The organism is Ensifer sp. D2-11 (assembly GCF_054161295.1).
Genome location: NZ_CP096435.1, coordinates 962,292 through 983,307 on the forward strand (window position 1 = coordinate 962,292; position 21,016 = coordinate 983,307).

At 59.7% G+C, this 21,016-nt stretch carries 22 protein-coding genes and 1 pseudogene; 15 read left to right on the top strand and 8 right to left on the bottom strand.

Annotation, left to right across the window (positions count from 1 at the left end; all coding sequences use genetic code 11):
- Window positions 1-132 precede the first annotated feature (132 nt).
- A protein-coding gene (locus M1D34_RS30335) for an IS630 family transposase (RefSeq protein ID WP_498784408.1) occupies window positions 133-1,076 on the top strand; the annotation gives its coding sequence in 2 pieces (ribosomal slippage) (window positions 133-469 and window positions 469-1,076; 945 coding nt in all).
- A 297-nt stretch (window positions 1,077-1,373) separates the two neighbouring features.
- Window positions 1,374-1,634, top strand: coding sequence for a hypothetical protein (locus tag M1D34_RS30340; RefSeq protein WP_498784966.1), 261 nt, complete (start codon window positions 1,374-1,376; stop codon window positions 1,632-1,634).
- A gap of 206 nt (window positions 1,635-1,840) precedes the next feature.
- Here M1D34_RS30340 and M1D34_RS30345 read toward each other — a convergent pair whose 3' ends face one another.
- Window positions 1,841-2,113, bottom strand: coding sequence for a hypothetical protein (locus M1D34_RS30345; protein ID WP_498784968.1), 273 nt, complete (start codon window positions 2,111-2,113; stop codon window positions 1,841-1,843).
- Window positions 2,114-2,492: 379 nt separating this feature from the next.
- Between M1D34_RS30345 and M1D34_RS30350 the strand changes: the two genes are divergently transcribed.
- Together M1D34_RS30350 and M1D34_RS30355 are read left to right on the top strand one after the other, a co-directional pair.
- The gene (locus M1D34_RS30350) at window positions 2,493-3,212 is read left to right on the top strand and encodes a response regulator (protein ID WP_498784970.1); all 720 of its coding nucleotides are present in this window, start codon (window positions 2,493-2,495) and stop codon (window positions 3,210-3,212) included.
- A gap of 242 nt (window positions 3,213-3,454) precedes the next feature.
- The gene (locus M1D34_RS30355) at window positions 3,455-4,648 is read left to right on the top strand and encodes a sensor histidine kinase (protein ID WP_498784972.1); all 1,194 of its coding nucleotides are present in this window, start codon (window positions 3,455-3,457) and stop codon (window positions 4,646-4,648) included.
- 167 nt (window positions 4,649-4,815) lie between these two features.
- Here the strand turns inward: M1D34_RS30355 and M1D34_RS30360 are convergent, their stop codons facing one another.
- Window positions 4,816-5,079 carry a hypothetical protein gene (locus M1D34_RS30360; protein WP_498784974.1) on the bottom strand — a complete coding sequence of 88 codons (264 nt, stop codon included), beginning with the start codon at window positions 5,077-5,079 and terminating at the stop codon, window positions 4,816-4,818.
- Between the two features lie 355 nt (window positions 5,080-5,434).
- On the opposite strand from M1D34_RS30360, the gene M1D34_RS30365 reads away from it, so the two are divergent.
- From M1D34_RS30365 to M1D34_RS30410, 10 genes and pseudogenes are all read left to right on the top strand, one after another.
- Window positions 5,435-5,827 carry a c-type cytochrome gene (locus tag M1D34_RS30365; protein WP_498784976.1) on the top strand — a complete coding sequence of 131 codons (393 nt, stop codon included), beginning with the start codon at window positions 5,435-5,437 and terminating at the stop codon, window positions 5,825-5,827.
- A gap of 71 nt (window positions 5,828-5,898) precedes the next feature.
- Entirely contained in the window at window positions 5,899-6,369 is a 471-nt protein-coding gene (locus tag M1D34_RS30370) for a (2Fe-2S)-binding protein (protein WP_498784978.1), read from the top strand.
- 10 nt (window positions 6,370-6,379) lie between these two features.
- Window positions 6,380-8,551, top strand: coding sequence for a xanthine dehydrogenase family protein molybdopterin-binding subunit (locus tag M1D34_RS30375; RefSeq protein WP_498784980.1), 2,172 nt, complete (start codon window positions 6,380-6,382; stop codon window positions 8,549-8,551).
- Between the two features lie 592 nt (window positions 8,552-9,143).
- Window positions 9,144-9,875: a helix-turn-helix transcriptional regulator gene (locus M1D34_RS30380; protein ID WP_498784982.1), complete on the top strand. Its 732-nt coding sequence runs from the start codon at window positions 9,144-9,146 to the stop codon at window positions 9,873-9,875.
- Window positions 9,876-10,082: 207 nt separating this feature from the next.
- Window positions 10,083-11,149: pseudogene (locus M1D34_RS30385) on the top strand (class I SAM-dependent methyltransferase).
- Window positions 11,150-11,324: 175 nt separating this feature from the next.
- Window positions 11,325-12,560: a hypothetical protein gene (locus M1D34_RS30390; RefSeq protein WP_498786200.1), complete on the top strand. Its 1,236-nt coding sequence runs from the start codon at window positions 11,325-11,327 to the stop codon at window positions 12,558-12,560.
- Between the two features lie 10 nt (window positions 12,561-12,570).
- Window positions 12,571-13,182, top strand: coding sequence for a GNAT family N-acetyltransferase (locus tag M1D34_RS30395; RefSeq protein ID WP_498784984.1), 612 nt, complete (start codon window positions 12,571-12,573; stop codon window positions 13,180-13,182).
- A 61-nt stretch (window positions 13,183-13,243) separates the two neighbouring features.
- Complete coding sequence (locus M1D34_RS30400; RefSeq protein ID WP_498786202.1) at window positions 13,244-13,912, top strand: pirin family protein; 669 nt, start codon at window positions 13,244-13,246, stop codon at window positions 13,910-13,912.
- Between the two features lie 77 nt (window positions 13,913-13,989).
- The gene (locus M1D34_RS30405) at window positions 13,990-14,175 is read left to right on the top strand and encodes a hypothetical protein (protein ID WP_498784986.1); all 186 of its coding nucleotides are present in this window, start codon (window positions 13,990-13,992) and stop codon (window positions 14,173-14,175) included.
- 290 nt (window positions 14,176-14,465) lie between these two features.
- Complete coding sequence (locus tag M1D34_RS30410) at window positions 14,466-15,290, top strand: class I SAM-dependent methyltransferase (RefSeq protein ID WP_498784988.1); 825 nt, start codon at window positions 14,466-14,468, stop codon at window positions 15,288-15,290.
- Window positions 15,291-15,338: 48 nt separating this feature from the next.
- Here M1D34_RS30410 and M1D34_RS30415 read toward each other — a convergent pair whose 3' ends face one another.
- Window positions 15,339-15,800 (bottom strand): response regulator, encoded by a 462-nt coding sequence (locus M1D34_RS30415; protein WP_498784989.1) that lies wholly within the window; start codon window positions 15,798-15,800, stop codon window positions 15,339-15,341.
- Window positions 15,801-16,266: 466 nt separating this feature from the next.
- Between M1D34_RS30415 and M1D34_RS30420 the strand changes: the two genes are divergently transcribed.
- Window positions 16,267-16,587 carry a ParB/Srx family N-terminal domain-containing protein gene (locus M1D34_RS30420; protein ID WP_498784991.1) on the top strand — a complete coding sequence of 107 codons (321 nt, stop codon included), beginning with the start codon at window positions 16,267-16,269 and terminating at the stop codon, window positions 16,585-16,587.
- A gap of 118 nt (window positions 16,588-16,705) precedes the next feature.
- On the opposite strand, the gene M1D34_RS30425 is transcribed toward M1D34_RS30420, so the two are convergent.
- The 5 genes from M1D34_RS30425 to M1D34_RS30445 form a co-directional block, all read right to left on the bottom strand.
- On the bottom strand, window positions 16,706-17,041 hold the full coding sequence (locus M1D34_RS30425; RefSeq protein WP_498786204.1) for a helix-turn-helix domain-containing protein: 336 nt from the start codon (window positions 17,039-17,041) through the stop codon (window positions 16,706-16,708).
- A gap of 182 nt (window positions 17,042-17,223) precedes the next feature.
- Window positions 17,224-18,015, bottom strand: a complete 792-nt coding sequence (locus tag M1D34_RS30430) for a hypothetical protein (RefSeq protein WP_498784993.1) — start codon at window positions 18,013-18,015, stop codon at window positions 17,224-17,226.
- Between the two features lie 200 nt (window positions 18,016-18,215).
- Window positions 18,216-19,658, bottom strand: coding sequence for a DUF1254 domain-containing protein (locus M1D34_RS30435; RefSeq protein ID WP_498784995.1), 1,443 nt, complete (start codon window positions 19,656-19,658; stop codon window positions 18,216-18,218).
- A 45-nt stretch (window positions 19,659-19,703) separates the two neighbouring features.
- A complete protein-coding gene (locus tag M1D34_RS30440; RefSeq protein WP_498784997.1) occupies window positions 19,704-20,021 on the bottom strand; it encodes a hypothetical protein in 318 nt (105 codons plus the stop codon).
- Window positions 20,018-20,677, bottom strand: a complete 660-nt coding sequence (locus M1D34_RS30445; protein WP_498784999.1) for a DUF2092 domain-containing protein — start codon at window positions 20,675-20,677, stop codon at window positions 20,018-20,020. Before M1D34_RS30445 ends, M1D34_RS30440 begins: the two co-directional genes overlap by 4 nt.
- Window positions 20,678-21,016 lie beyond the last annotated feature (339 nt).

Here is a 21,016-nt window from a genome sequence, read left to right on the forward strand (position 1 = left end):
CGCCGCGCTGGCGGCATTCCTATGAGAGGCAGCAACCTAGAGCGCGTCCGATGAAAGCGGAATCGGCGCGAGGATTCCTTTTCAGAGCGTTCTGTGATTCCCTCCTCCTGTCTTTGATTTGTCGGAGGGAACATGGCCCGAGCATTGAGTGATGATCTTCGCCACCGGGTTCTGGCTGCGTCGGCTGGTGGGATGTCCGCGCGGTCGGCTGCAGCGCGGTTCGGGATCGGGATTTCGACGGCGATTGCCTGGATCGCGAGCGCCCGGCAGGGTCAGGTGAGCGCTGCCAAGCAGGGTCGACCTGGAGGTTCCCGTCTCGACGATCATGAGGCTTTCATCATCGGCATGATCGAGGCGTCGAAGGACATCACGCTGAACGAGATGGTTTTGCGTCTGGAAGAGGACCGATCCGTCTCTATCGGCCGCAGCACCCTCGACGTCTGGCTGCGCAAGCGCGGCTTCACATTCAAAAAAAGACCGCACATGCATTGGAGCAGGAGCGGCCAGACCTCCTGAAGCGGCGTCAGGACTGGTTCGATGCCCAGCTTGATCTCGATCCAGCCCGCCTCGTCTTCATAGACGAGACGGGTCTTTCCACGAAGATGTCCCGGCTTCGCGGTCGCGCGCCGCGCGGAGAGCGTTGCCGATCGGGCGTTCCGCACGGTCATTGGAAAACTACGACGTTCACCGGGGCGCTCAGGCTCTCCGGCATGACCGCGCCGATGGTCCTTGACGGGGCGATGAATGGAGTGGCTTTCCGGGCCTATGTCGAGCAGGTTCTCGTGCCGACCCTCACGCCCGGCGACATCGTCGTCATGGACAACCTGCCGGCCCACAAGGCAGATGGCATCCGACAGGCCATAGAAACCGCCGGCTGCACGCTGCTCTATCTCCCGCCCTACAGCCCCGACTTCAACCCGATCGAAAACGCCTTCTCAAAGCTCAAAGCGCTTCTGCGGGCACAGGCCGAACGCTCCGTCGACGCCCTGTGGAACACCGTTGGCGACATCGTCAAACTCTTCGAGCCGCAAGAGTGTGCGAACTACTTCGCAGCAGCAGGTTATGACCCGGTTTAAAGTGGACGTGCTCTAGCGCTGGGCACGGCGAGCATCAGGTTGCTCCCTCAAAAGCCAGCGGGAAGGGTTTGCGGTGAGCAGAAACTCTGAAATTCATAATTGTGGGGCGGGTGATCCGCCCCGACGGCTCTTGACCCCCATTAGGGCTGTCACCAGTATGCTTCTCCCAGGCGCATCGGCCATCGAACCAAGAGCAGCTCGCCGTATAGCCACTTCCGGCACTTGCTTCTGTGGAACTTTGTCTCAGCTCTAACAGGTGAAACTGTTCACCTCGTCGAATAATTGCGAGGCGCAACAGTGGATGCTCAGAAAGCAGGAATGGCCCGGCTGCTCCTTGCAGCGCCTGACTTACGTGACAATGCTTGGATGGACCGAGATCTCGGGTTCCTGAAGATATGCGAGGTCTACGAGCACGCGTGCCTGCGGCGCGACGTCTTAAGATGCGCAGCCGAGAAAGATGATCACGCCCTGCTCAAGTCCGAGAAGAATTGCAAGAGCTTGGAGGCTGCTGCAATCGCATACGTTCGCGACCACCAGAAACTCTCCGGCATTGCCTAAAACGGCGCCGTCCGGGCAGCAACGCTGGATAGACGCATAGCCGAAGTCCTCGCGGTGCGCCCCTGGTGAGAAAACGCTCCGCTGGCGCGTATGGTTCACCACCTCCACGTGCAAGTTGATCAGTCGCGCGCCGAGAGGCCCGGTGCCAATTCCTCTTCCAGTCTGAAGGCCGATCGGTCTCCCCGGAGCGCCCGCGGTCTCTTGGATCACTGGCGGCTAAGTCCCTGGTAATATTCACCTTCACCGCCCTTCACGACCCGTGGATCCGGTTTCGCCGTGCTTGGGAAGCCATAGGTGGCGGCTTTTGTCCTGATGCCACCGGTGGCGCGGCCGTCGAGTTTCTTGGCGGCCGATGTGGCGCCGCGCTTCACATTGATGTCGGCGCCTTCATAGTAGTCAAAGTTGGCGAGCGCCGGTGCGACGCTTGCAAGGGCAACAAACGACGCAAGAGCGGCTGCGATGTAATGCTTGATTGTCATGGAATTCTCCTATGTCCGTTGTTCCATCGCGCCCTGGTTCGGGAGCTATCAGGGCGCGATGGCGACGACGTCCGGACTGGTGCGAAAGAACGCACGGCCTCGGACGGGAGAACCCTAGACGTGATTTGTCGAATGGGTATGCGACGCGATGCGCGGTTTGTGACCAAGTGTAACAAGGTCGCGACGGGGTCCGAGTGCCTTGCGCTGCCCTCAATTATCCCCTCTCGGCCATGCTGCAGCGCAAATATGGGTGTGCGTAGAATGCCGTGGCCACCGATAGCAGTATTGTAACTGATACCGTTTGATACACTTTTTTCAATGCGGCGCCTCAGCGGTGGCGGTATGTGTTTATAAGGACAACTCTACCCGGGCGGACCCAATGCAATCCACGCCTCACATTGCCGTTGTGGATGATCATCGCGATATTCGCGACCTGGTAGGGAAATATCTGACACAACAGGGTTACCGCGTTTCCCTCGCGGAAAGCGGCGAAGCGCTTCGACGTCTTCTGGAAAAAGGAGCCCCAGATCTCGTCGTGCTGGACATCATGATGCCCGGCGAGGATGGACTGACGGTCTGCCGGCAGTTGCGCACGACGACAGAGCTGCCGGTCATCTTTCTGACGGCGATGGCGGACGGGACCGATCGGATCGTCGGCCTGGAACTCGGCGCCGACGATTACATCACCAAGCCGTTCAACCCGCGCGAACTCCTGGCAAGGATCCGGGCGGTGCTGCGGCGTGTCAACAGCCTTCCTCCCCAGCGCGGGAGGATCAAGGCCAAGACCATCCGCTTCGGTATCTGGGAACTCGACACTGGACGCCGGGAGCTCGTCGGACGCGATGGCGTCAGCGTGGCGTTGAGCACGGCGGAGTTCCGGCTGCTCAATGCCTTCCTGGAACACCCCGGTCTGGTCTTGAGCCGTGACCAGCTACTTGATCTGACCGCAGGGCGAGCCGCGGAGAGCTTCGATCGCAGCATTGACAACCAGGTCAGTCGGTTGCGCAAGAAGATCGAGAGCGACCCGAAAAATCCATGTTTGATCAAGACGCACTGGGGTGGAGGATACAGCTTCGTGGCGGAGGTAGAAGCCTACTAATGCGATGGTGGAGGAAGAGCCTCGCGGCTCAGTTCATCTGTTTTCTGTTGATGGCGCTTGTGTTGTCGCAAGTGATCGGGTTTCTGATCTCCTGGGAGGAACGCGACAAGGCTTTGCGTGCGGCATCGAAGGGTGAATTCTTGAGCCGCACGGCGTCGCTTGCAACTCTGCTCGAGTCCATTCCTCCAGGTTTCCATACCGATGTCCTGCGGGCAAGCGGAACAACGTATACACGCTTTTGGATGTCGGGACAGGATCCCGTCGATACGCTCGCCTGGCGAAAACAGGCAGTCGCGCAGCTGGAGGAACCGCTACCCAACCTGCTCCCAGCCTATCGCCCGCCTGAGCTAACCTCGGCTGCGCCAGCCAAGACGCCGTCAGGCAAGGGTCTCCAGCTTTTCGAGAAGGCAATTGCCTCCGAGGGCTGGACGCGCCTTTCTACTGACGTATGGAGCCTGCCCCGGTTCGCCAAGTTTCTTCCGCTAGGCGATTCCCACGGCATGGGGCTTGCGGTCCAACTCAGCGACGGGCGCTGGCTGAACTCCGTCTATCGCAAGACGATGCCGAATCCTTTCTGGAACACGCAGTCCCTCGTCTCGCTCGCCGTCACCGCGACAACGCTTGCGTTGATCGGCGTGTTCGTAGCTAACCGCATGGCAAGACCCATGCGCCGGCTGGCCGGCGCCGCGGAGGCTCTCGGCAGAGGCCAATCCGTCGAGCCACTGCCGGAAACCGGCCCCGATGATATCCGCAGGACGACGGAGGCCTTCAACCGGATGCAGGCGCGACTTACGCGCTTTGTCGAGGATAGGACGCGCATGCTCGCTGCGATCAGTCACGATCTCCGCACTCCGCTTACTTCGCTGCGTCTGCGGGCTGAATTCGTGACGGACAGCGACGCTCAGCACAAAATGATGGCTACGATCGACGAGATCCAGACGATGACCGAGGCAGCGCTTGCCTTTGCGCGCGAGGAGGCCGTGACGGAGGCAACACGCACCGTCGATTTGACGGCTTTGATCGAAAGCCTCTGTGACGACCTTGCCGACCTCGGGCAAAACGTGACATTTCTCGATAGCCCCAAGATTACCTATCGCTGCCGTCCGGACGGGCTCAGGCGCGCCGTTCGCAACCTGATCGAAAACGCCGTGCGCTACGGCAACGAGGCTCGCGTCCAGCTCAATGAGACGCCCTCCTCCGTTCGAATCGCAGTTGAGGATAATGGGCCCGGGATTCCCGAAGCGGATTTCGAGCGTGTTTTTGAGCCATTCTTCCGGCTGGAGTCCTCGCGAAATCGCGAAACAGGCGGGGTTGGCCTAGGCCTGTCGATCGCCCGGGCAACCGTTCGCCACCACGGCGGCGACATCACCCTGTCGCGACTGAAGAAGGGCCTGAGGGCGACGATAACGCTTCCCAAGTCGGATCGGGGCGCTTGAAGCGCTGCTATCTTGGCTGTGGATGGCGTTCCGGCGGCCCCGTGCGCGGATAGCGAGAACCCTACCGTACAGATCGGCGACGAGCGCATACGGCATCCCGGCGGTGCAATTGCGATGTGTGCGGCCGCGCCCTCCCTGGTTGGCGGGCGACGGCCCCACGTCGGCTTTCAGCTTGTGTGCTGCAATGAAGATTGCGCCCCGTAGACCTGAGCCGGGGCCAGCTTCAGGCACGGCGCTTGTTTTTCGACACTTGCTGTCTGAGCCGCGCAAGTCTCTTCGGTAAGGTCAGCCGCCGGAACAATCATCGCGGCGCAGAGGATCGAAGCTGCGCTCAGAAGTAAACCCGCTAGTACATTCGCTGCTGGCCGCGCACCAGCTTCACGGCGATCACGAAGATACCCAGGCTCACTCTCGGCGAGTTTACGTTTCATGCTCCACGACTTTCTTCAGGGATGAATTGATGGTCGAAGCTTAGCCGCAACTTGTCGCAATATTTTCCCAGGTTCGCTGGCAATTTGTATCAGCATGTGTCGGGCGGCTTAGTTTAAGGAGCCGGAAATATAAATTCAAAGCCGCCTGGCCGGCTCGAATATGCGTCCAGTAAAACTCTGCAGGGCCGACTTCGCGCGCGGCCTCATACAGCATGCTTTTGAGATAATTCGTTACAACTCGGCAGTTCCACCGGCAAATCTCTGCGACAAACGCCAACTATCCTTCGGTTCTCGAAGCGACCTGCACGGGAGGCGTTCGTGCCTCGCCTGCAGCCGCCAACTCCCAGGATTGTTCATGAAAAACAAGTATCTGATCTCTGCCTCCATTCTTGGTGCCCTACTCTGTCCTGGCGCGAGCCTGGCACAGGAACCGGCGGCTGCCGAAGGCGAGAGGCTCTTCCGCATCCGCTGCGCCTCCTGCCACAGCCTGAATACGGGCGAAAACCGTGTCGGTCCGCATTTATCCGGGCTCGTTGGCCGCTCAGCCGGCAGTATCGAAGGCGCCCGCTACTCAAAGGCACTCAGCGCATCGGGTTTCGTCTGGGACGAAGAACGACTGCAGGACTACTTGAACAATCCACGCCAGGCCGTGCCGGGCACCACGATGAGCGTCAGCATTCGCGATGCGGCGCAGCGATCGGCAATCATCTCCTATCTGCGGAGCATTCCTGGCGAGACGACCCAGTAAGACAAGCATGCGACTGGTCTACGTTCAAGCGCTGGCGGTTCGCCGCCGCTAACCTGGCAAGGAAAGGTATCATGGCTCGATTGACCATCAATGGCGAGACGCGGGATATCGAGGTAGATCCCGAGACTCCACTTCTCTGGGTACTACGCGAACAGGCAGGTCTGACCGGCACCAAATTCGGCTGCGGGATAGCGCAATGCGGCGCCTGCACAGTCCATATAGACGGTGTTGCGACGCGCTCCTGCGCGTTGCCGGTCAGTGCAGTAGAATCAGGTCAACAGATCGTCACGATCGAAGGCCTGTCAAAGGACGGCTCCCATCCGGTCCAGCAGGCATGGCTGGCGCTCGACGTTCCACAATGTGGATACTGTCAGGCTGGCATGATCATGGCGGCCGCCGCCCTCATCAGCAGCACGCCAAGCCCGAGCGACGACGACATCAGCGCCGAAATTACCAACATTTGTCGCTGCGGGACCTATAACCGCGTCCGCGCCGCCATCAAACTCGCCGCTGAAACCGCCAGCGCATCCCAGAAAGGATGAGGACCTGACCATGACAGTCGCAACCTTGTCGCGCCGCAAATTCCTCATTGGCACCGCCGCCACGGCCGGCGGCCTCTCGCTCGGCTTCCATGTGCCCTTCGCGGCGCAGGCTGAGGGGAGCTCCGCCGTCCTTCCTGAGATCAACGCTTGGGTGCTCATCCGCCCGGATGACACCGTCGTGATCCGCATCGCCCGCTCGGAAATGGGCCAGGGAACATTGACAGGCCTCGCCCAGCTCGTGGCGGAAGAGCTTGAGTGCGATTGGTCGAAGGTGACCACCGAATATCCAACCCCCGGAGACAGCCTGAGGCGCAATCGCATCTGGGGCAGTTTTTCGACCGGTGGCAGCCGCGGCATCCGGGAGTCGCACGAATATGTGCGCCAGGGCGGTGCGGCCGCGCGGCAATTGCTTGTTGCCGCAGCGGCGAGCATCTGGAAGGTGCCTGCAGATGAGTGCTCGGCGGCAAATAGTATCATCACACACCCTTCTTCCGGGCGCACGGTCAGATATGGCGCGGTCGCCTCGCTCGCCGCGCAAATGCCGCTGCCGGCGAACGTTGCGCTGAAAGCTCCGCGGGAGTGGAAGATCGCCGGAAAGCCGCTGCCGAGGCTCGACACGCGCGACAAGCTCATAGGCAAACAGATTTATGGCGTCGATTTAACGTTACCGGGCATGTTGAACGCTTCGATCAAAGCCTGCCCGGTCTTCGGGGGCAAAGTCGCGAGCTTCGATGCGGCGACCGTGTCTGGTATGCCCGGCGTGCGAAAGGTCGTTCAGGTGGATGAAACGGCCGTTGCCGTCGTCGCCGACACCTGGTGGCAGGCGCATTCTGCCCTCAATGCGCTGCCGATTGTTTGGGACGAAGGTCCTAATACGAACGTCACCAGCGAAACGATTGCCGCGATGCTGAGGGAAGGACTGGACGCAGAGGACGCAGTCGTTGGTACGGCGATCGGCGATGCCCGGGCGGCACTTGACGGCGACGCCAAATTGGTGACGGCGACCTACTCCTTTCCATACCAGGCCCACGCAACCATGGAGCCGATGAACGCGACGGCACGATATACACCTGACAAATGCGAAGTTTGGGTGCCGACCCAGAACGGCGAGACGAGCCTTACTGCCGCGGCCGAAGCCTCCGGCCTGCCGATCGAGCAATGCGAGGTCTACAAGCTACACCTTGGCGGCGGCTTCGGCAGGCGCGGCAACTACCAGGAGTATGTTCGTCAGGCTGTGAGGCTCGCCAAGGAATTCCCGGGGACCCCCGTGAAGCTTATCTGGTCGCGCGAAGAGGACATGCTCCACGGCGCCTACCACCCGGTAACGCAATGTCGCTTCAGGGCGGCGCTCGACGGCAACGGCAACGTGGCTGCGCTTCACATGCGGATCAGCGGCCAGTCGATTCTGTGGCCACTTCGCGCCGAAGTGCGCGAAACCGGTCGCGATCCGGCCGTCTTCCAGGGTTTGAACGATGGCGGGACGGAGGGCGCCTTTGGCTACACCATTCCGAACCTGTTGATCGATCACGCCATGCGCAATCCGCCAGTTCCTCCAGGGTTCTGGCGTGGCGTGAATCTCAATCAGAACGCGCTCTACGTCGAATGCTTCATCGATGAGCTCGCGCACGAGGCGGGGATCGACCCACTCGACTTCCGGCGAAAGCTGCTCGCCAACCACCCCAAGCACCTTGCGGTTCTCGAGGCGGTGGCCGAACGGGTTGGCTGGGAAAAGCCGGCAGGAAACGGGATCCATCGCGGCCTCGCCCAGATCATGGGATTCGGCAGCTACGTCGCAGCCGCGGCGGAAGTCTCGGTCACAGACGGTCAGCTTAAGATCCACCGCATCGTCGCGGCGACGGACCCGGGTCACATCGTGAATCCCGCCCAGGCCGAGCGGCAGGTGGAGGGCTCGTTCGTCTACGGTCTTTCAGCCTGTCTTTACGGAGAGTGCACGATCAATGGCGGTCGCGTCGAACAGGAGAATTTCGATACCTACGAGGTCATGCGTATGGACCAGATGCCGGCCGTCGAAACCATTCTCATGCCATCGGGGAATTTCTGGGGCGGCGTCGGCGAGCCGACGATCGCGGTGGCGGGACCGGCGGTTCTGAATGCGGTCTTTGCGGCCACTGGCAAGCGCATCCGACAATTGCCGTTGAAGAACAACAGCCTCGGCGTTTGATGAGTGGTGGCGAAGACCGCATCGTGCGCACCCGAGGTGCCCTCCAACGACGCTGTATGAGACCGCGCGTTGCGGGCGCCCGGATGATCTGTCCTCTCAGCCCAAGCTTCAGGGACGAGAAACGAGGCACCGACGCGACCGCGGGTGGCCGCAGCCCACGGCGGGTCAGACCCCGCAAGCTGGCTTGGGTGGCGCCGTGGGCGCACCTCGCCAGTGATCTGCCGCTCGAGATAGAGGATTGCCAGCTCGCTCAAGTGGCCGCTACCTGGAGGTTCGAGAGCGGTTGAACACCCCGACCATGACGATGCCAACGAACTGGACGCCACCTCAATGGCTACCCCGCCGGGCCCCCTCCTGAGTTCCTGGTAGCTATGACACTGACACCGAGGGTAAGAACACCAACTCCCGATTTTTACCCAAAGTCCTTCCGCCTCGAACTTGAACCCAATGAGATTGCGGACTAGCGACGATTTCGGCCACTTGCATCTTCCTACAATTTCGCTGCCCGAGCGCTGCCATTAAGATCCGGTTCTCCGATCTGAACAGTCAGGGTCGAAACACAGAGCGATGGCAGAAACTGAAATTTCCACCGATGGTCGACAACCGCAGAATCTCACTGTCCCTAAGGACGCTCCAGGCAGCGAAGCATCGCGAGGACCTTGACCCCGCATTGCGCGAACTTTGCGTGCGACACGGCCTGTCGCACATGACATTGCTTGTGGTTTGCAACGGAGGCAGGTCGGGTTTGTACCCCGACTACTGCACGACATATCCAGCTACGTGGACTGAGATATACGTCGACAAGGGCTATTTCGACATAGACCCGGTGATTGACGTCGTCCGTTGGGGGTTCCTCCCGGTGGACTGGTCCTCTCTCGATCGGCGGTCAGCACAGGTCTACCGATTGTTTAAGGAAGCGCGTTCGTGCGATATCGGCCCCCATGGCTTGACGATCCCCATCCGAGGCTCGAAAGGCGAACGGTCTCTCTTTTCCGTGACCTCGAACCTGCCCAAGCGCGACTGGTTGCGGCTACGCGCTTCGAGCATTCACGAGCTGCAGATCCTTTCCCACTATCTTCATGAGACGATGCTTTCTGCCAGCGGCCTTCGAGAGATTGGCCGCTACCGGAACCTCTCCAGGCGCGAAAGCCAGTGCGTTCAACTTCTTGCAACAGGTCTGATTTCCAAACAAATAGCAGCGGATCTGGGCATCTCAGAAAACGCGGTGAAGTTGTACCTGCGATCGGCAAGACAAAAACTCGGTGCTTTTACAAGTTATCAGGCCGTTGCCAAGGCAAGCTTCCTCGAGCTGATCAAAATCTGACCGCGCCCGATCGCATTCGCGGCCCGTCCCTCTCTTCGACATACCCGGAACGGTCAACCTCCCGAATTAGGTAGATTGGCTACCCGCTCCCCTGGGTCCACAGATGAGATCAGAAGCTCACGCATGGCAGATGCGGGCGGCAGCTAAAACATCTCGATGGGCGCTCAGATGAAGCACGCCACCCGCCGGCTATATTGGGAGGTAGCGATGGTGGATCGACTAACTATTGAACACTGGCGGAATGCTCCCAGACTTACCGCGTTCGCCGAGTTCTTTGAAAGAACCGCCAGCGGAAAGGGTGAAGCACCGGACCTTGCCGAACCTCAAATCGACATGAGCCTGCTCGACTTTGATCTCGAGAGCGAGTTTTCGCGGATACGCATCGGCGTCTTTGGGGCCATTTTGACAGCCATTACTTTGCCAGCATTCCCTATAGGCTCGAAGAGGAATGCCGACTGGGTGCTGCGATACTTTCCTTCGCTTTAAGGACCTGGGCCCGCAACGCCTCCCCAACGACAATATACACGCTGGGCACGGGCACTGGTTGCCTCGCGCGCACGCTCGCCACGCTTGGCGATGGTCGCATCGAGGCGCTCTGCTGCAGTCCAACGGCAGCCAATCGAGCGTCGTTCTTTGCGAACCGGGGAAGCCAGCACGCGCACTTCTTCCACGGCCCATTCTTTGAGTTGGACGACGACCGATACGCGACCGACAAGGATCTTCTCCCATTTCGGGGCGGATTCGACGTGCTGTTGGAGGACACGACGTTTCAGATGTACGACCGCGATCGGCTAAATCAGCTGGAGTTCGTTGTTCCTCGCATCCGCCCTGGCGGCCTCCTCGTGCAGGTGCAGAAGCTCGCTCATGAAGACCGCGACATATATGAGGGACGCGAGCGGCAAAAGGACGAGCTTTTTAAGCCCAGGTTCTTCTCTACAGGCCACATCTCCAAGAAAAACGATGAAGTCCTGAACACTATGACGGATCTCCAAGTCGATCTGGCGACGACGGTAGCCGCTCTGAGGGCGTTTTTCCGATATTCGGTGTTAACCTGGAACAGCGGGAACTTCTACACGATCGTGTCATCCAACTCCCGGGCTTCCATGTTGGAACTGCTTTCGCTGATGTTGAAGCCGGCAATTCCACCAGGCTATTGCTACGAGCAGTTGCCGGTCGCGATCGTCGATACCGAGGTAGAGGCGTTGGCTCCTGATCTAACTTGGCGTAGCGCGAACACCATGACGCTGCTCGCGCCGAAGCGCCTGGCATCATGAAATGATGGAAACTCCCAAGGCGGACGAACATTGCAGCGCAGCTGCCGTGCGACGCGCGCTGTCTGCCTTGATGCCGCATCTCGCCCCCTATTGGGAGCGTCCCCTCCGAGACTACGCTTCGGTTGTCTACGCCGTCGAAGAATTCCGTTACGAATCTTCGGTCCGTCGTCATGCAATGGAGCTGCTCTGCAGCTGCATTGAACGGGCGGCGCGGAGGTCCGGTTACGATCCTGTGGAAGCTCGAAGAGCCAGCCTTCAGTTGATGGCGTCGCCGGTGCTCCAGACTGGTCCGCATTGCCTGCTGTTAATCGAGCCGGATGCGTTCTACACGCATCTGTTCAGCCTTTTGGGCCTGAACGCCAATGGTCGCGAATGGTACATCACGTATCACGCCTCGACCGTCAGTTTCTCGGAAAAGGCCAAGAAGGGTCCCGGCTGGCTCTGGATTAAGGACGAGCCCCTCAACGTCTTCGGCTTGCCTCGGAGCCGGATGGATTCGTTTAGCATCTGCGGCTCGAACGGTCCCTATCGCTTCGCTTTCTCGAATGCCAAAGGCGATCCGGCACCAAATGCCTCCGCCGCCCATCTCCTCGCCGAACTGCCGTCGGATGAATTTGCTTCAGCGGCCGACGCAATCAGGGCGGCCAACCAAACGATCTGGCGCCACAAGCTCCCCTTCCCCATCAAGCTGCTTCAGCTCGATGATTTCGACGTCGCCGACCTGGTCGCCGACCATCTCGAGGACACGGAATCCTGGATGTCGGCTCGTTTCATCGGAGATGGCATGGTTGCCGAGGGCATCCTGAATGCCATGGATCGCTTGAACACCGGGCCATGGAAAGGTTGGATCCGCAGAACGACCGATCTCTTCTGGGCCATGGAAAAAGGCAGGATTGTTCCGCTCCGCCTTCAGGACAACGTCCTCAGGGCCAAGGGTCTGTCGAACTTCGAAGTGAAGTTCCGGCCAGGCAGCATTGCAGCCGCGCTTCGGCAGCGAGCGATCGTGCCGAGCCTGTACACGGTGTTCCTGGTGACATCCATATTGCCCGGCGTGAGAGCGCTTGGAGGATGTCGCCAGACGATCTACTACCCGCTTATGCGCTATCTTACCGCGATCGGACTTGATCAGTCGGGAAATTTCGATCTCGTGACTGAATTGCGGAGGGACGACCGACCCGGGCTGTGGGGTCATCGTGTCTTGAAGCCTGCTGGCGGCTATCCATTCCAGGAGATCGAGCTTTTCGATGGGGCCGCGGCACCCCTTTCAAAATACGCGCAGATGCCTTTGGTGCAGTCGAGCGGTGATCTAGGAAGTTTCACCAGGGACCCGATCTGGGCGGGCCTGTCGGAGCAAATTGCGGGCGGCGTCATCAACTCGGGTTCCGTCGAGTGGCAGTGGTCGGGTTCGTGAGCGAGGACGGATGCCCGAGCGGCTTCGCTGCTGGAGCGTTTACGTGCATGCGATCAGATGCCCTGGGTGGCAGGATACGACGTTTCTCAGCCGGAACTTGGTGGAGGTCGATGTGCCGATTGGAGAAGGGGCGGTAATCAGGCGCCTATCAGTCGAGGACGTGGACGTGTTTCGCCGCATACGGCTGGAGGCGCTTTCACACGAGCCATTTTCGTTTGCGAGCGTATTTGACGATTGGGTCCATCTCTCCGACCGTGAATGGCGTGAGCATCTGGACCAGCCAGTTTTTGTCGCGTTCCTGAGCGGGCAGCCCGTCGGCATGATGGGGCTCAGGTTTGAGCGTTCGAGGAAAATGGTGCATCGCGCAAAGCTCGTCAGCGTCTATGTGCGGAAAGGCGAACGAGGGACCGGAATTGCAGCAAACCTTTTGCATGACGTTACAGAGCATGCACGAGATCGCGGAGTTCTGCAGCTGGAGCTTGCGGTGAATGCAGAGATTTCAGCAGCGATACGCTTCTATCAACGCCACGGTTTCGTAGAGGTTGGCCGGATTCCAAACGGCTTCCTGGGGCACGGTACCGAGAATGACGAGTTAATCATGGTCCTGCGCTTGGTGAGATAACCATTTCCGTTTCACTTCACCTGCCCGGTGGCAAACCTACGCAACGGCCACCCAAGACGGTATCGCGGCGTGCCGGCGCTGGAGCTTCGCAGATCTGCCGGTCGGCGGGGTCGAGACGGTGACCTACGTCGTTGACGGCGCCATTAATCATTACGACAACCACGGCAACGAGGGCATCATCGAAGCCAACGACGCGCTTTGGCTGACCGCCGGTCGCGGCGTCGTGCACAATGAGCAGCCTGCGAATGGCGAGGCTGTCCACCTGCGTCAGTTGTGGGTGAACCTGCCTGCGGCGAACAAGCTGGTTCCGTCTCATTTCCAGGCACTGCGCGCAGCCGACATGCCGGTGCGTCATGAACCTGGCGCGGAGATCCGGGTGTTTTCCGGCGCGTCGGGATCGGCGGTTGCGCCCACGACGAACTATGCGCCAGTGACCACGGTCGAGGCGCGGATCGAACCGGATGCCCGCTTCGAACAAGAGCTGCCTGCCGGTTACAGCGGCTTCATTGTAGTGCTCGAGGGAAGCGCCCGGATCGGCGCCTCGGCCGCCGACGTCGAAGCCGGACAGGTGGCATCGCTGACGCGAAATGACGCCGAAAGCGCCATCACAATCGCTGCCGACGGAGCGCGCGCGTTCCTCTTCGCAGGCCAGCCGAAGGCACATCGCGCTTTGAGTTGCCAACCGAGGCTGAACGCGTCGCCAATTGTCTCGACCATGGCGATGAAATAAGGTAGGAACAAAAGAAGAACAATCAACCGATGCTCGACCTCCCCAATATTGGAGAGGTGATCATAGGAGATCGTCCATTGAGCGACGAACTGGGCGCCAAGCCTCACCACGAACAAGGGCCGTATGTCCACTACTGCGAGCATCCGGGCTGCAACAGATGGGGAAGTTTCGGCTTCGCCGTCGGTCGGGCGGAGCCGCACTGGTTCTGCTCTGAGCATCAGCCTGAATGGAAGTCGCGCCACGAGGAAGAGTCGCGGCATTGACCTGGAGAAGCAAGGCCCGCATCCCCCAGACGCGGGCCCTACTCTAAATTGCTTCTGAAATGACTGAGTGGTTTCCTGTGCCTCAGCGGGCAGGGCTATAGCAGAGCTATGTTCCAAATCCGAGGTTGTTTTGTCCAGTAACCCTTTCGGGCTAACATGTCGGCGCCTGGCGGGGCGGCAAGATACGGAACCTTAGTTTTGCTGACGGGGAACCTGACGTTCATAGCTCTGTTTTTGACCTCGAAGGCAAGCTAGCGCATGGTGGGCCGGAGTTTTGAAAGGGGGAAGCGATGGCACAGCATGAGGAATGGCAGTTGGAGGGCACCGCTGCGGAACTCTATCAAAAATATCTCGTTCCGCTCATCACGGAACTCTGGGCGGCGGACTTGGTCGAGCGGTCCGCGCCTCGCCCCGGCGAGCGGGTGCTCGATGTGGCGTGTGGTACGGGGGTAGTGGCGAGACTTGCCGCTGAACGGATGGGCTCGGGACGCGTGGTCGGCCTGGACCTCAACCGCACCATGTTGGAGGTTGCACGTGCGGTTGCGCAGAACGGGGGGCCGAAGATTGAGTGGCATGAAGCTAGCGTCCTTCAGATGCCGTTCTCCGACGGGACTTTCGATGTGATCCTGTGCCAGTTGGGCCTGCAATTCTTTCCTGATCGCGCCCGAGCGTTGGCAGAGATGTTCAGGGTCCTCATACCGGGCGGACGGCTGGCGCTCAGCGTCTTCACCGCGATTGAACGGACGCCGATGGCCCATGCATTAGCCGATGCGCTGGACCGTCATCTCGGGCCCGATGCCTCTTCAATCAAGCGATCCGAGCACGCCCTTTCGGACGGTCATCTGTTAGAAAATCTCGTCTCCTCTGCCGGATTCAGAGACGTCACGGTGACATCGCTCGCCCTAACGATCCGCTTTCCGTCAGCACGCGACTATGTGCGCCTTCAGCTTTCGGCGACTCCTCAAGCGGGGATGCTTGCGGGAGTGGAAGCTAGCCGGCGTGACGCGCTGGTGGATGCGATTACATGCGATCTCGTGCGGTCGCTAGGGGGCAATGCGACGAGCGGAGGGCTCGTGTCGCCACAGGAGTGCCACGTCCTTGTCGCCGCACGTTAGGCGCGGCGTAGATCGACGGGCGACGCCAAGGCCGGCATATTTTGCCATCTACCAATCCGGCGTTCGCGAGGGGGACATGCTGCGCCACATGGCGACCGGAACTGGTCGTGAAGTATCCGACGCGGTCCCCAGCAATGGTACACTCACCTGAAGTAGCTGAGAGACAGCCGTCACCAGTTCCTCAAAAGGGAAAGGCTTTTCCAGCAGAATGCTGTTTTCCACCCCCCTTGATTGCCACTCGTCAGCCGCGTGTCCGCTAATGTAGACGACCGGCATATCGGGATGGATCTCGCGAGCAACGAGCGCAATATCCCATCCGTCCGCAAGTTCGCCAAAGCGGATATCGGTTACCACCGCGTCTACGGCGGAGTCTGCGGAACGCAAGAACGCTAGTGCCTGTCTGCCGCTCGTTACCGGCACCACGCGGAACCCTGCGTCGGCGAGCGTGTCCTCGTACCCCAAGAGCAGCAGCGCTTCGTCGTCGGCGACTAATATTGTGGCCGGTTCCATGTTCGCGAACCTCGTGCTTTTCCGAAGGACGGGAGGGCGCACACCATAGCCCTTCTCGACTTCGAGCAGCAGTGCACGTACTTCTTGGGGGCACCACTCCAAATGAATTTGTCAAATCGCTAATTTATACGCGGCAACTGACAACCTAACGCTTGATCGGCGGCGGTCTATAGCCAGAAGGGATTAACTAGCTGCGTTTTTGGTGCTCAGCCATTTTCCACTTGGGATTGCTAGAAAGACATTGCCGCGTATCGGCCGCCGGGGAGCGACATTTTCGGAGCACGAGCTGGTGAAAATGCTCATCGCTGTCTGGACGGCGTCGCCCCTTCGGGCGGGTGATCCCCCTCCGATTTCTCCCCTTGGCCCCCTCTCCCCCGCTGCTCCGCGCGAGCTCGGGGAGCAGGAGCGGGGCTCCTGCCCCTTCGGGCTTGAGGCCGCTTCGCGGGAATAGGGAAAGGGAACCATCATGACTGACATCATCACCGTTGCATTGAGCAAGCTGGACGCCGATCCAATGAACGTCCGCAAGACCTACAGCGCCGAGGGAATTGAGGCGCTGGCAGCAAACATTCGAGCCGACGGTTACCGGCTTCTGCAGAACCTCGTTGTTCGCAAGGGCGACAAGAAGGGCCGCTATTTCGTCGTCGCCCGTGGACGCCGATTGGCTGCGCTCAAGCTCTTGGCCGAGGCGGGCGAGATCACCAAGGATTACCCCGTCGAGTGCCGTGCATGTCTAAGCGCCGCGGTCTGCACGCCGCCAGCAAGGCACTCTAGTGGTGAGACATAGACATTGCGTCAGTGCGCTGTCGGCTCTCATCACCGGCTAATTTGGCTATTTCAATCGTAGGTCTCCGGTGGTGAGGTCGCTCACGATCAGTCGAAACTGCTGCATTAACAAGGCTACACTAACCCTGCGCCGCGAGGGGTTGGACCAGACAGACAAAGCGCTTTCTGACTTTCGCGTCGCGAATTCGTCCAAAAGCTCTGTTCAGGGCCAAGCCCTCATCACTGGACACAAACTCGGTCAAATCATTGTGCGGAATCGGCTTGGCGGACTCGTCGTCCTCCGGCATGTCCCCGAAAAAGTACGAGGGTGCCACTTCGAGCACTTTGGCAATCGCTTGCAGCCGGCTTGCTCCGACCCTATTGGTCCCCTTCTCGTATTTCTGCACCTGCTGGAATGTAACCCCGAGCGCCTTGGCAAGGGTCTCCTGGGTCATCTCGATCCAGAGTCGGCGCATACGGATTCGGCGACCCACGTGAATGTCGATGGGATCAGGTTTCTGTCTCTCAGGGCTATGGGTGAACACGCATTACCCCCCTTGGTGTTTGCTGATTTGAGCCAACGCCCGCCCGCATGCCTGGATCTAAAACTCCTGCCGGCGAGCACGTAGACAATCTCTCCGCGGGCGCACGAGCATCCTTAAAACCGCAGCACGAGGCCCAAGACTGGCCCCTGCTGAACAGCGTCGAACACGAACCCGCCGTCGCTATAGTCCACGCCCAGAGCGCGATAACCGACGACCGCCGAAATCGAATCACTGAACCGGTAGCCGATCGCCGCGGCGACGTCCCAGTCGAGATCGGCGCCACCGGCACCGACGAGCCCCCACCCAGTCAGGTAGATTTCGGGTGTCAGCGAATAGGTTCCGCGAAAGCCGGCCAGACCGTCTACCCAGGTGGCATCATCGCTTCTGGAGCGCCCATCGAAAAGCCCGCCGCTGAAGGAAAGCTGACTTTCGACCGACCATACGCGCAGGCCGCCCACCACATCCAACCGCGCTGTCGCGCTTTCGAAGACAGAGTACCCCGCACCGAGCAGTCCTGCGAATGTTTCGGAGGTAAGCTCGACGTCCGTTGCGAGAACACCTCTTGGAGTACCCGCCTGCCCCGAAATCTTGGTATACATCACATCAGCGAAGATGCTGTACGGGCCGCTGCGGGCTTCGCCTATTGCCATCGCACCGAACTCAAGATTGTCGAAAATGTCGCTGAAACTGGCATCGACATCCACCGCCGGCAGCCCGAATTGGGCAACGTCACCCGACAATCCGGCCGCCCAGAAATAAGGGGCAAAGGAAAAGGTCCATCCGCTATCGGTGGTCGTCTGCTGAAGCTCCGGCGTCATTGGCGAATAGATGTCCGCAGCGTTGACCGTCCCGGCAAAGAGGCACGCTCCGATTGCCGTCACAGTACAGGCGATGCAATTCTTCATGATTTCTCCCTATGACGGTCTCTGTTAAGACCAACCTGTGTTTGTTGGTCCGCGTTCTAACCCGCTGAGAATGGATTGGCGCGCTGCGCCTCGATCGCACTGTTCTGGGACCAGTCTGTGTGACAGAGGGATCGATGGCTTTACGTTTCGCAGCCACCACGAACAGCGCCGTCGCGGCTGCATGCACGCCAATACAGATATCAACTCACCTTCGTCACCGGCGGTATCGTCCAAGAGCCATCGATTATGGATGGATTGCTTTCGTTGGGCCAATAAAGGCGCATCATGAGGATGAATTTTCCTTTGGGCGCGGGAAGCCAGTTCGATTCCTTGTCCGCTCCCGGCGACTCGTGCTGGATAAGGAGGTCAATCGAGCCATCGGGGTTCGCCTTGAGTGGCTGCCGCGCACTGATCGAATAGCGATTCAGCGGATTGTCGACAAAGAAGTAGTCTGCATCATACATGGTCAAGGACCAGAAACCCGAAACTGGCGGCGTTAGGCCTTTCTTGAATGTCAGAACGTACTTCTCGGACCCGTTATATGCCCGCTTGATCACGCCGCTGTCGGACTTCAGCGAGGTTGGGTAGATCGCATCTTGCGGCCGGTTTGCTCCGAGCCCAATCGCGGTAACCAGGGCACGCTGGATATAGTTGGTGCCGTAAATACCGGTTTTCGTCGTGAAGCCCCAGCCATCAATGTCCTGCACGTCGCCGCCACTAAATTTGAAATGCGTCATGATGCGCGCGAAGCCGACCTGCGGCACGCGTTTCACAAACGCCGGATCGAACTTGGCCTTGTCGAAGTCCTGGCCAGGAACGATGCCAAGTTCGGCAAGCTTGGCGACCATGGGTGCGTCCGCGTCGGTCGGCGGATTTCTCTTCAGAAGTTCGGCGAAGAGGGTGAAGTACTCAATGGCGTCCATATTGTTGACCTGCGCGCGAACGGCAGTCTTCATGTCGATCGCCGGATCGACCTTGCCCTTCGGTGGCGTCCAGTCCTTCCCCCATGCGCTCAGCGGGTAGAGCTTCACTTCATCCTGCAGCTTATGCACCTCGGCGTAGTCTTCCGGCGTGCCTGTGCAGTAGATGCGTCCAAGCAGCCAAACGATGCTCGTCGGAGACTTATATTGGGTCACGCCCTCCGGGAGCGTCCCCTCCCAACCTGGGCCGGTGACCACGAAGGTCTGTGCGTCCGTGCCGGTGGTGCGCTTTCCGGGGACATCGAACACTGTCGTCCAGCCATCCAGCATCGGAAACAGGGCATAGCGGTCCTTCAGGTCGGGCAGACTAACGACCCAAGGCTCATCCCCCACATCGAAGAACGCGGTCGTATAGAGGGTGTCGGCGTTGGGCGCAGTGACGTCTCGGAACTTGGCGTCCGGATACTGGCGCAGCTTGATCAGATGCCCCATAGGACCGCGGCTGCCTTCCGCCTCGGCGACGTTGGTAATCACCCGTCGGGTCATTTCCATTGTCACCAGAGGATAGGCATAAATGTAGGCTTCGACAGCCAGCGCAAACTCGTCGAGTCCTTCCGGCAAGTCTGCCACCAAGCCGTCTCCGGCCATCGCCGGCGAACCGAGAGACCCAGCCGCCAGCGCCCCAAGACCGGCCTTCGTCAAGTCACGACGTGTGATATCCATTTTATCCCTCCAGAAAAAAATTGGCTGCGACGCAATGCACTGAGCTCAGTCGATGTAAACGACCACGTAACGCCCCCCGTACGGTTGGTAATAGACCCCGCCACAACGCCATACCACGACACCGTTCACGCTGTTCCTGACGCAGCCGGCTGGCAGCGTGGCGGCATAAACAGTGGAGCGGCGGATCACTCGACGCGTGGTACGGCGGGCGACGCCGGCCACACTTCCCGGCGTTAACGGTCGGCCTACGATTGCGTGCGCCTCGGATACGAACGAGCCGAACGGCATGGGAACGACATCCACCGCGAGCATGGCGAGACCGGCGACGGCAACCGAAAGGACTTTCAACTTGCGCCTCTTCATTGCACCGCCCCCAGTGAAAGCTCGCCGGTGGCGTCGGCGTGGACATGTTCAACCTTGTTCGCGTCGGCTGGCGGCGTGAACTTAAACTGCGCTGCCTCGATCCCGTCCGAATTCCAGTTGCTCAGCCGCAGCGTGTATTGCGGTGCCCCGGTCGTCCATTTGGTCGTGATGACATATTTAAGCGGCACTGGCTTGCTGCCCTTGCTGATCCAGATTTGCCAGTCGACGATATCGGTCCTGAAGGCGAGATGATCGCATTCCACACCATTGACAAAGGCTGACCCGACATGGGTTCCCCCGGTGACGCCATCGGTGAGGACGCCATAAGGATCATTTCCAAGCAGGTCCGCTCCCGGAGTGTCGAGTTCGGTTGTGGCGCGAAGCTCCTCCGTCGCATCTTCAACACTGCGGCCCGGACTTTGCAGTTGTACGTAAGCGTTGGCGATCTGGTCGTGGAGCGATATCGTAGTGCCGTCGAAAATAACTTCCGCATGGGCAAATGGGCCCATACGCTTCATCCGAAAACCTTTCGCGCGATCAAGTGCAATGGAGCCGGATGCGCTGTACTGGATCTTCTGGCCATCCAGAGTAACGATTTCCTGATCTGCATCGAAGTCGACACTGAGAGTGGGCACCGACCTGAGATATTCGCTCATCGTAGCCAGTATCCGATCAGCCTCCGGTTCGATCCCGTCTCGCGCTGAGGCCGGCAATGCGACCGCGCTGGCTGCGAGCATCGACATCAGTGCGTACGCGCGCCCTGCTGTGCCAAGCGATCTCATTATGGGTCCATTCATTTGCTCACCTAGGGATCTCGTTTTCTGTATGATTTTCGCTCACCGTCCATGACGCCGGCTCTGCTTGCTCCGGTGACTTTGTTTCGTAGGCCTTCCCAATCAGTTGCATATTGCTATAGCGCTCAACTTTCGTCTTGCCTTTTCATGCCAGGTTTGCTGCTCTGATGTCACATTCTGCACCCTGCATCAGGGTTAGGG

What these genes read in the sequence shown, in the direction of transcription:
- M1D34_RS30345 (WP_498784968.1), bottom strand. Translation starts at nt 2,113, where the DNA reads ATGACAATCAAGCATTACATCGCAGCCGCTCTTGCGTCGTTTGTTGCC.
- M1D34_RS30350 (WP_498784970.1), top strand. Translation starts at nt 2,493, where the DNA reads ATGCAATCCACGCCTCACATTGCCGTTGTGGATGATCATCGCGATATT.
- M1D34_RS30355 (WP_498784972.1), top strand. Translation starts at nt 3,455, where the DNA reads ATGTCGGGACAGGATCCCGTCGATACGCTCGCCTGGCGAAAACAGGCA.
- M1D34_RS30360 (WP_498784974.1), bottom strand. Translation starts at nt 5,079, where the DNA reads ATGAAACGTAAACTCGCCGAGAGTGAGCCTGGGTATCTTCGTGATCGC.
- M1D34_RS30365 (WP_498784976.1), top strand. Translation starts at nt 5,435, where the DNA reads ATGAAAAACAAGTATCTGATCTCTGCCTCCATTCTTGGTGCCCTACTC.
- M1D34_RS30370 (WP_498784978.1), top strand. Translation starts at nt 5,899, where the DNA reads ATGGCTCGATTGACCATCAATGGCGAGACGCGGGATATCGAGGTAGAT.
- M1D34_RS30375 (WP_498784980.1), top strand. Translation starts at nt 6,380, where the DNA reads ATGACAGTCGCAACCTTGTCGCGCCGCAAATTCCTCATTGGCACCGCC.
- M1D34_RS30380 (WP_498784982.1), top strand. Translation starts at nt 9,144, where the DNA reads ATGGTCGACAACCGCAGAATCTCACTGTCCCTAAGGACGCTCCAGGCA.
- M1D34_RS30390 (WP_498786200.1), top strand. Translation starts at nt 11,325, where the DNA reads ATGGAGCTGCTCTGCAGCTGCATTGAACGGGCGGCGCGGAGGTCCGGT.
- M1D34_RS30395 (WP_498784984.1), top strand. Translation starts at nt 12,571, where the DNA reads ATGCCCGAGCGGCTTCGCTGCTGGAGCGTTTACGTGCATGCGATCAGA.
- M1D34_RS30410 (WP_498784988.1), top strand. Translation starts at nt 14,466, where the DNA reads ATGGCACAGCATGAGGAATGGCAGTTGGAGGGCACCGCTGCGGAACTC.
- M1D34_RS30415 (WP_498784989.1), bottom strand. Translation starts at nt 15,800, where the DNA reads ATGGAACCGGCCACAATATTAGTCGCCGACGACGAAGCGCTGCTGCTC.
- M1D34_RS30420 (WP_498784991.1), top strand. Translation starts at nt 16,267, where the DNA reads ATGACTGACATCATCACCGTTGCATTGAGCAAGCTGGACGCCGATCCA.
- M1D34_RS30425 (WP_498786204.1), bottom strand. Translation starts at nt 17,041, where the DNA reads ATGCGCCGACTCTGGATCGAGATGACCCAGGAGACCCTTGCCAAGGCG.
- M1D34_RS30430 (WP_498784993.1), bottom strand. Translation starts at nt 18,015, where the DNA reads ATGAAGAATTGCATCGCCTGTACTGTGACGGCAATCGGAGCGTGCCTC.
- M1D34_RS30435 (WP_498784995.1), bottom strand. Translation starts at nt 19,658, where the DNA reads ATGGATATCACACGTCGTGACTTGACGAAGGCCGGTCTTGGGGCGCTG.
- M1D34_RS30440 (WP_498784997.1), bottom strand. Translation starts at nt 20,021, where the DNA reads ATGAAGAGGCGCAAGTTGAAAGTCCTTTCGGTTGCCGTCGCCGGTCTC.
- M1D34_RS30445 (WP_498784999.1), bottom strand. Translation starts at nt 20,677, where the DNA reads ATGAGCGAATATCTCAGGTCGGTGCCCACTCTCAGTGTCGACTTCGAT.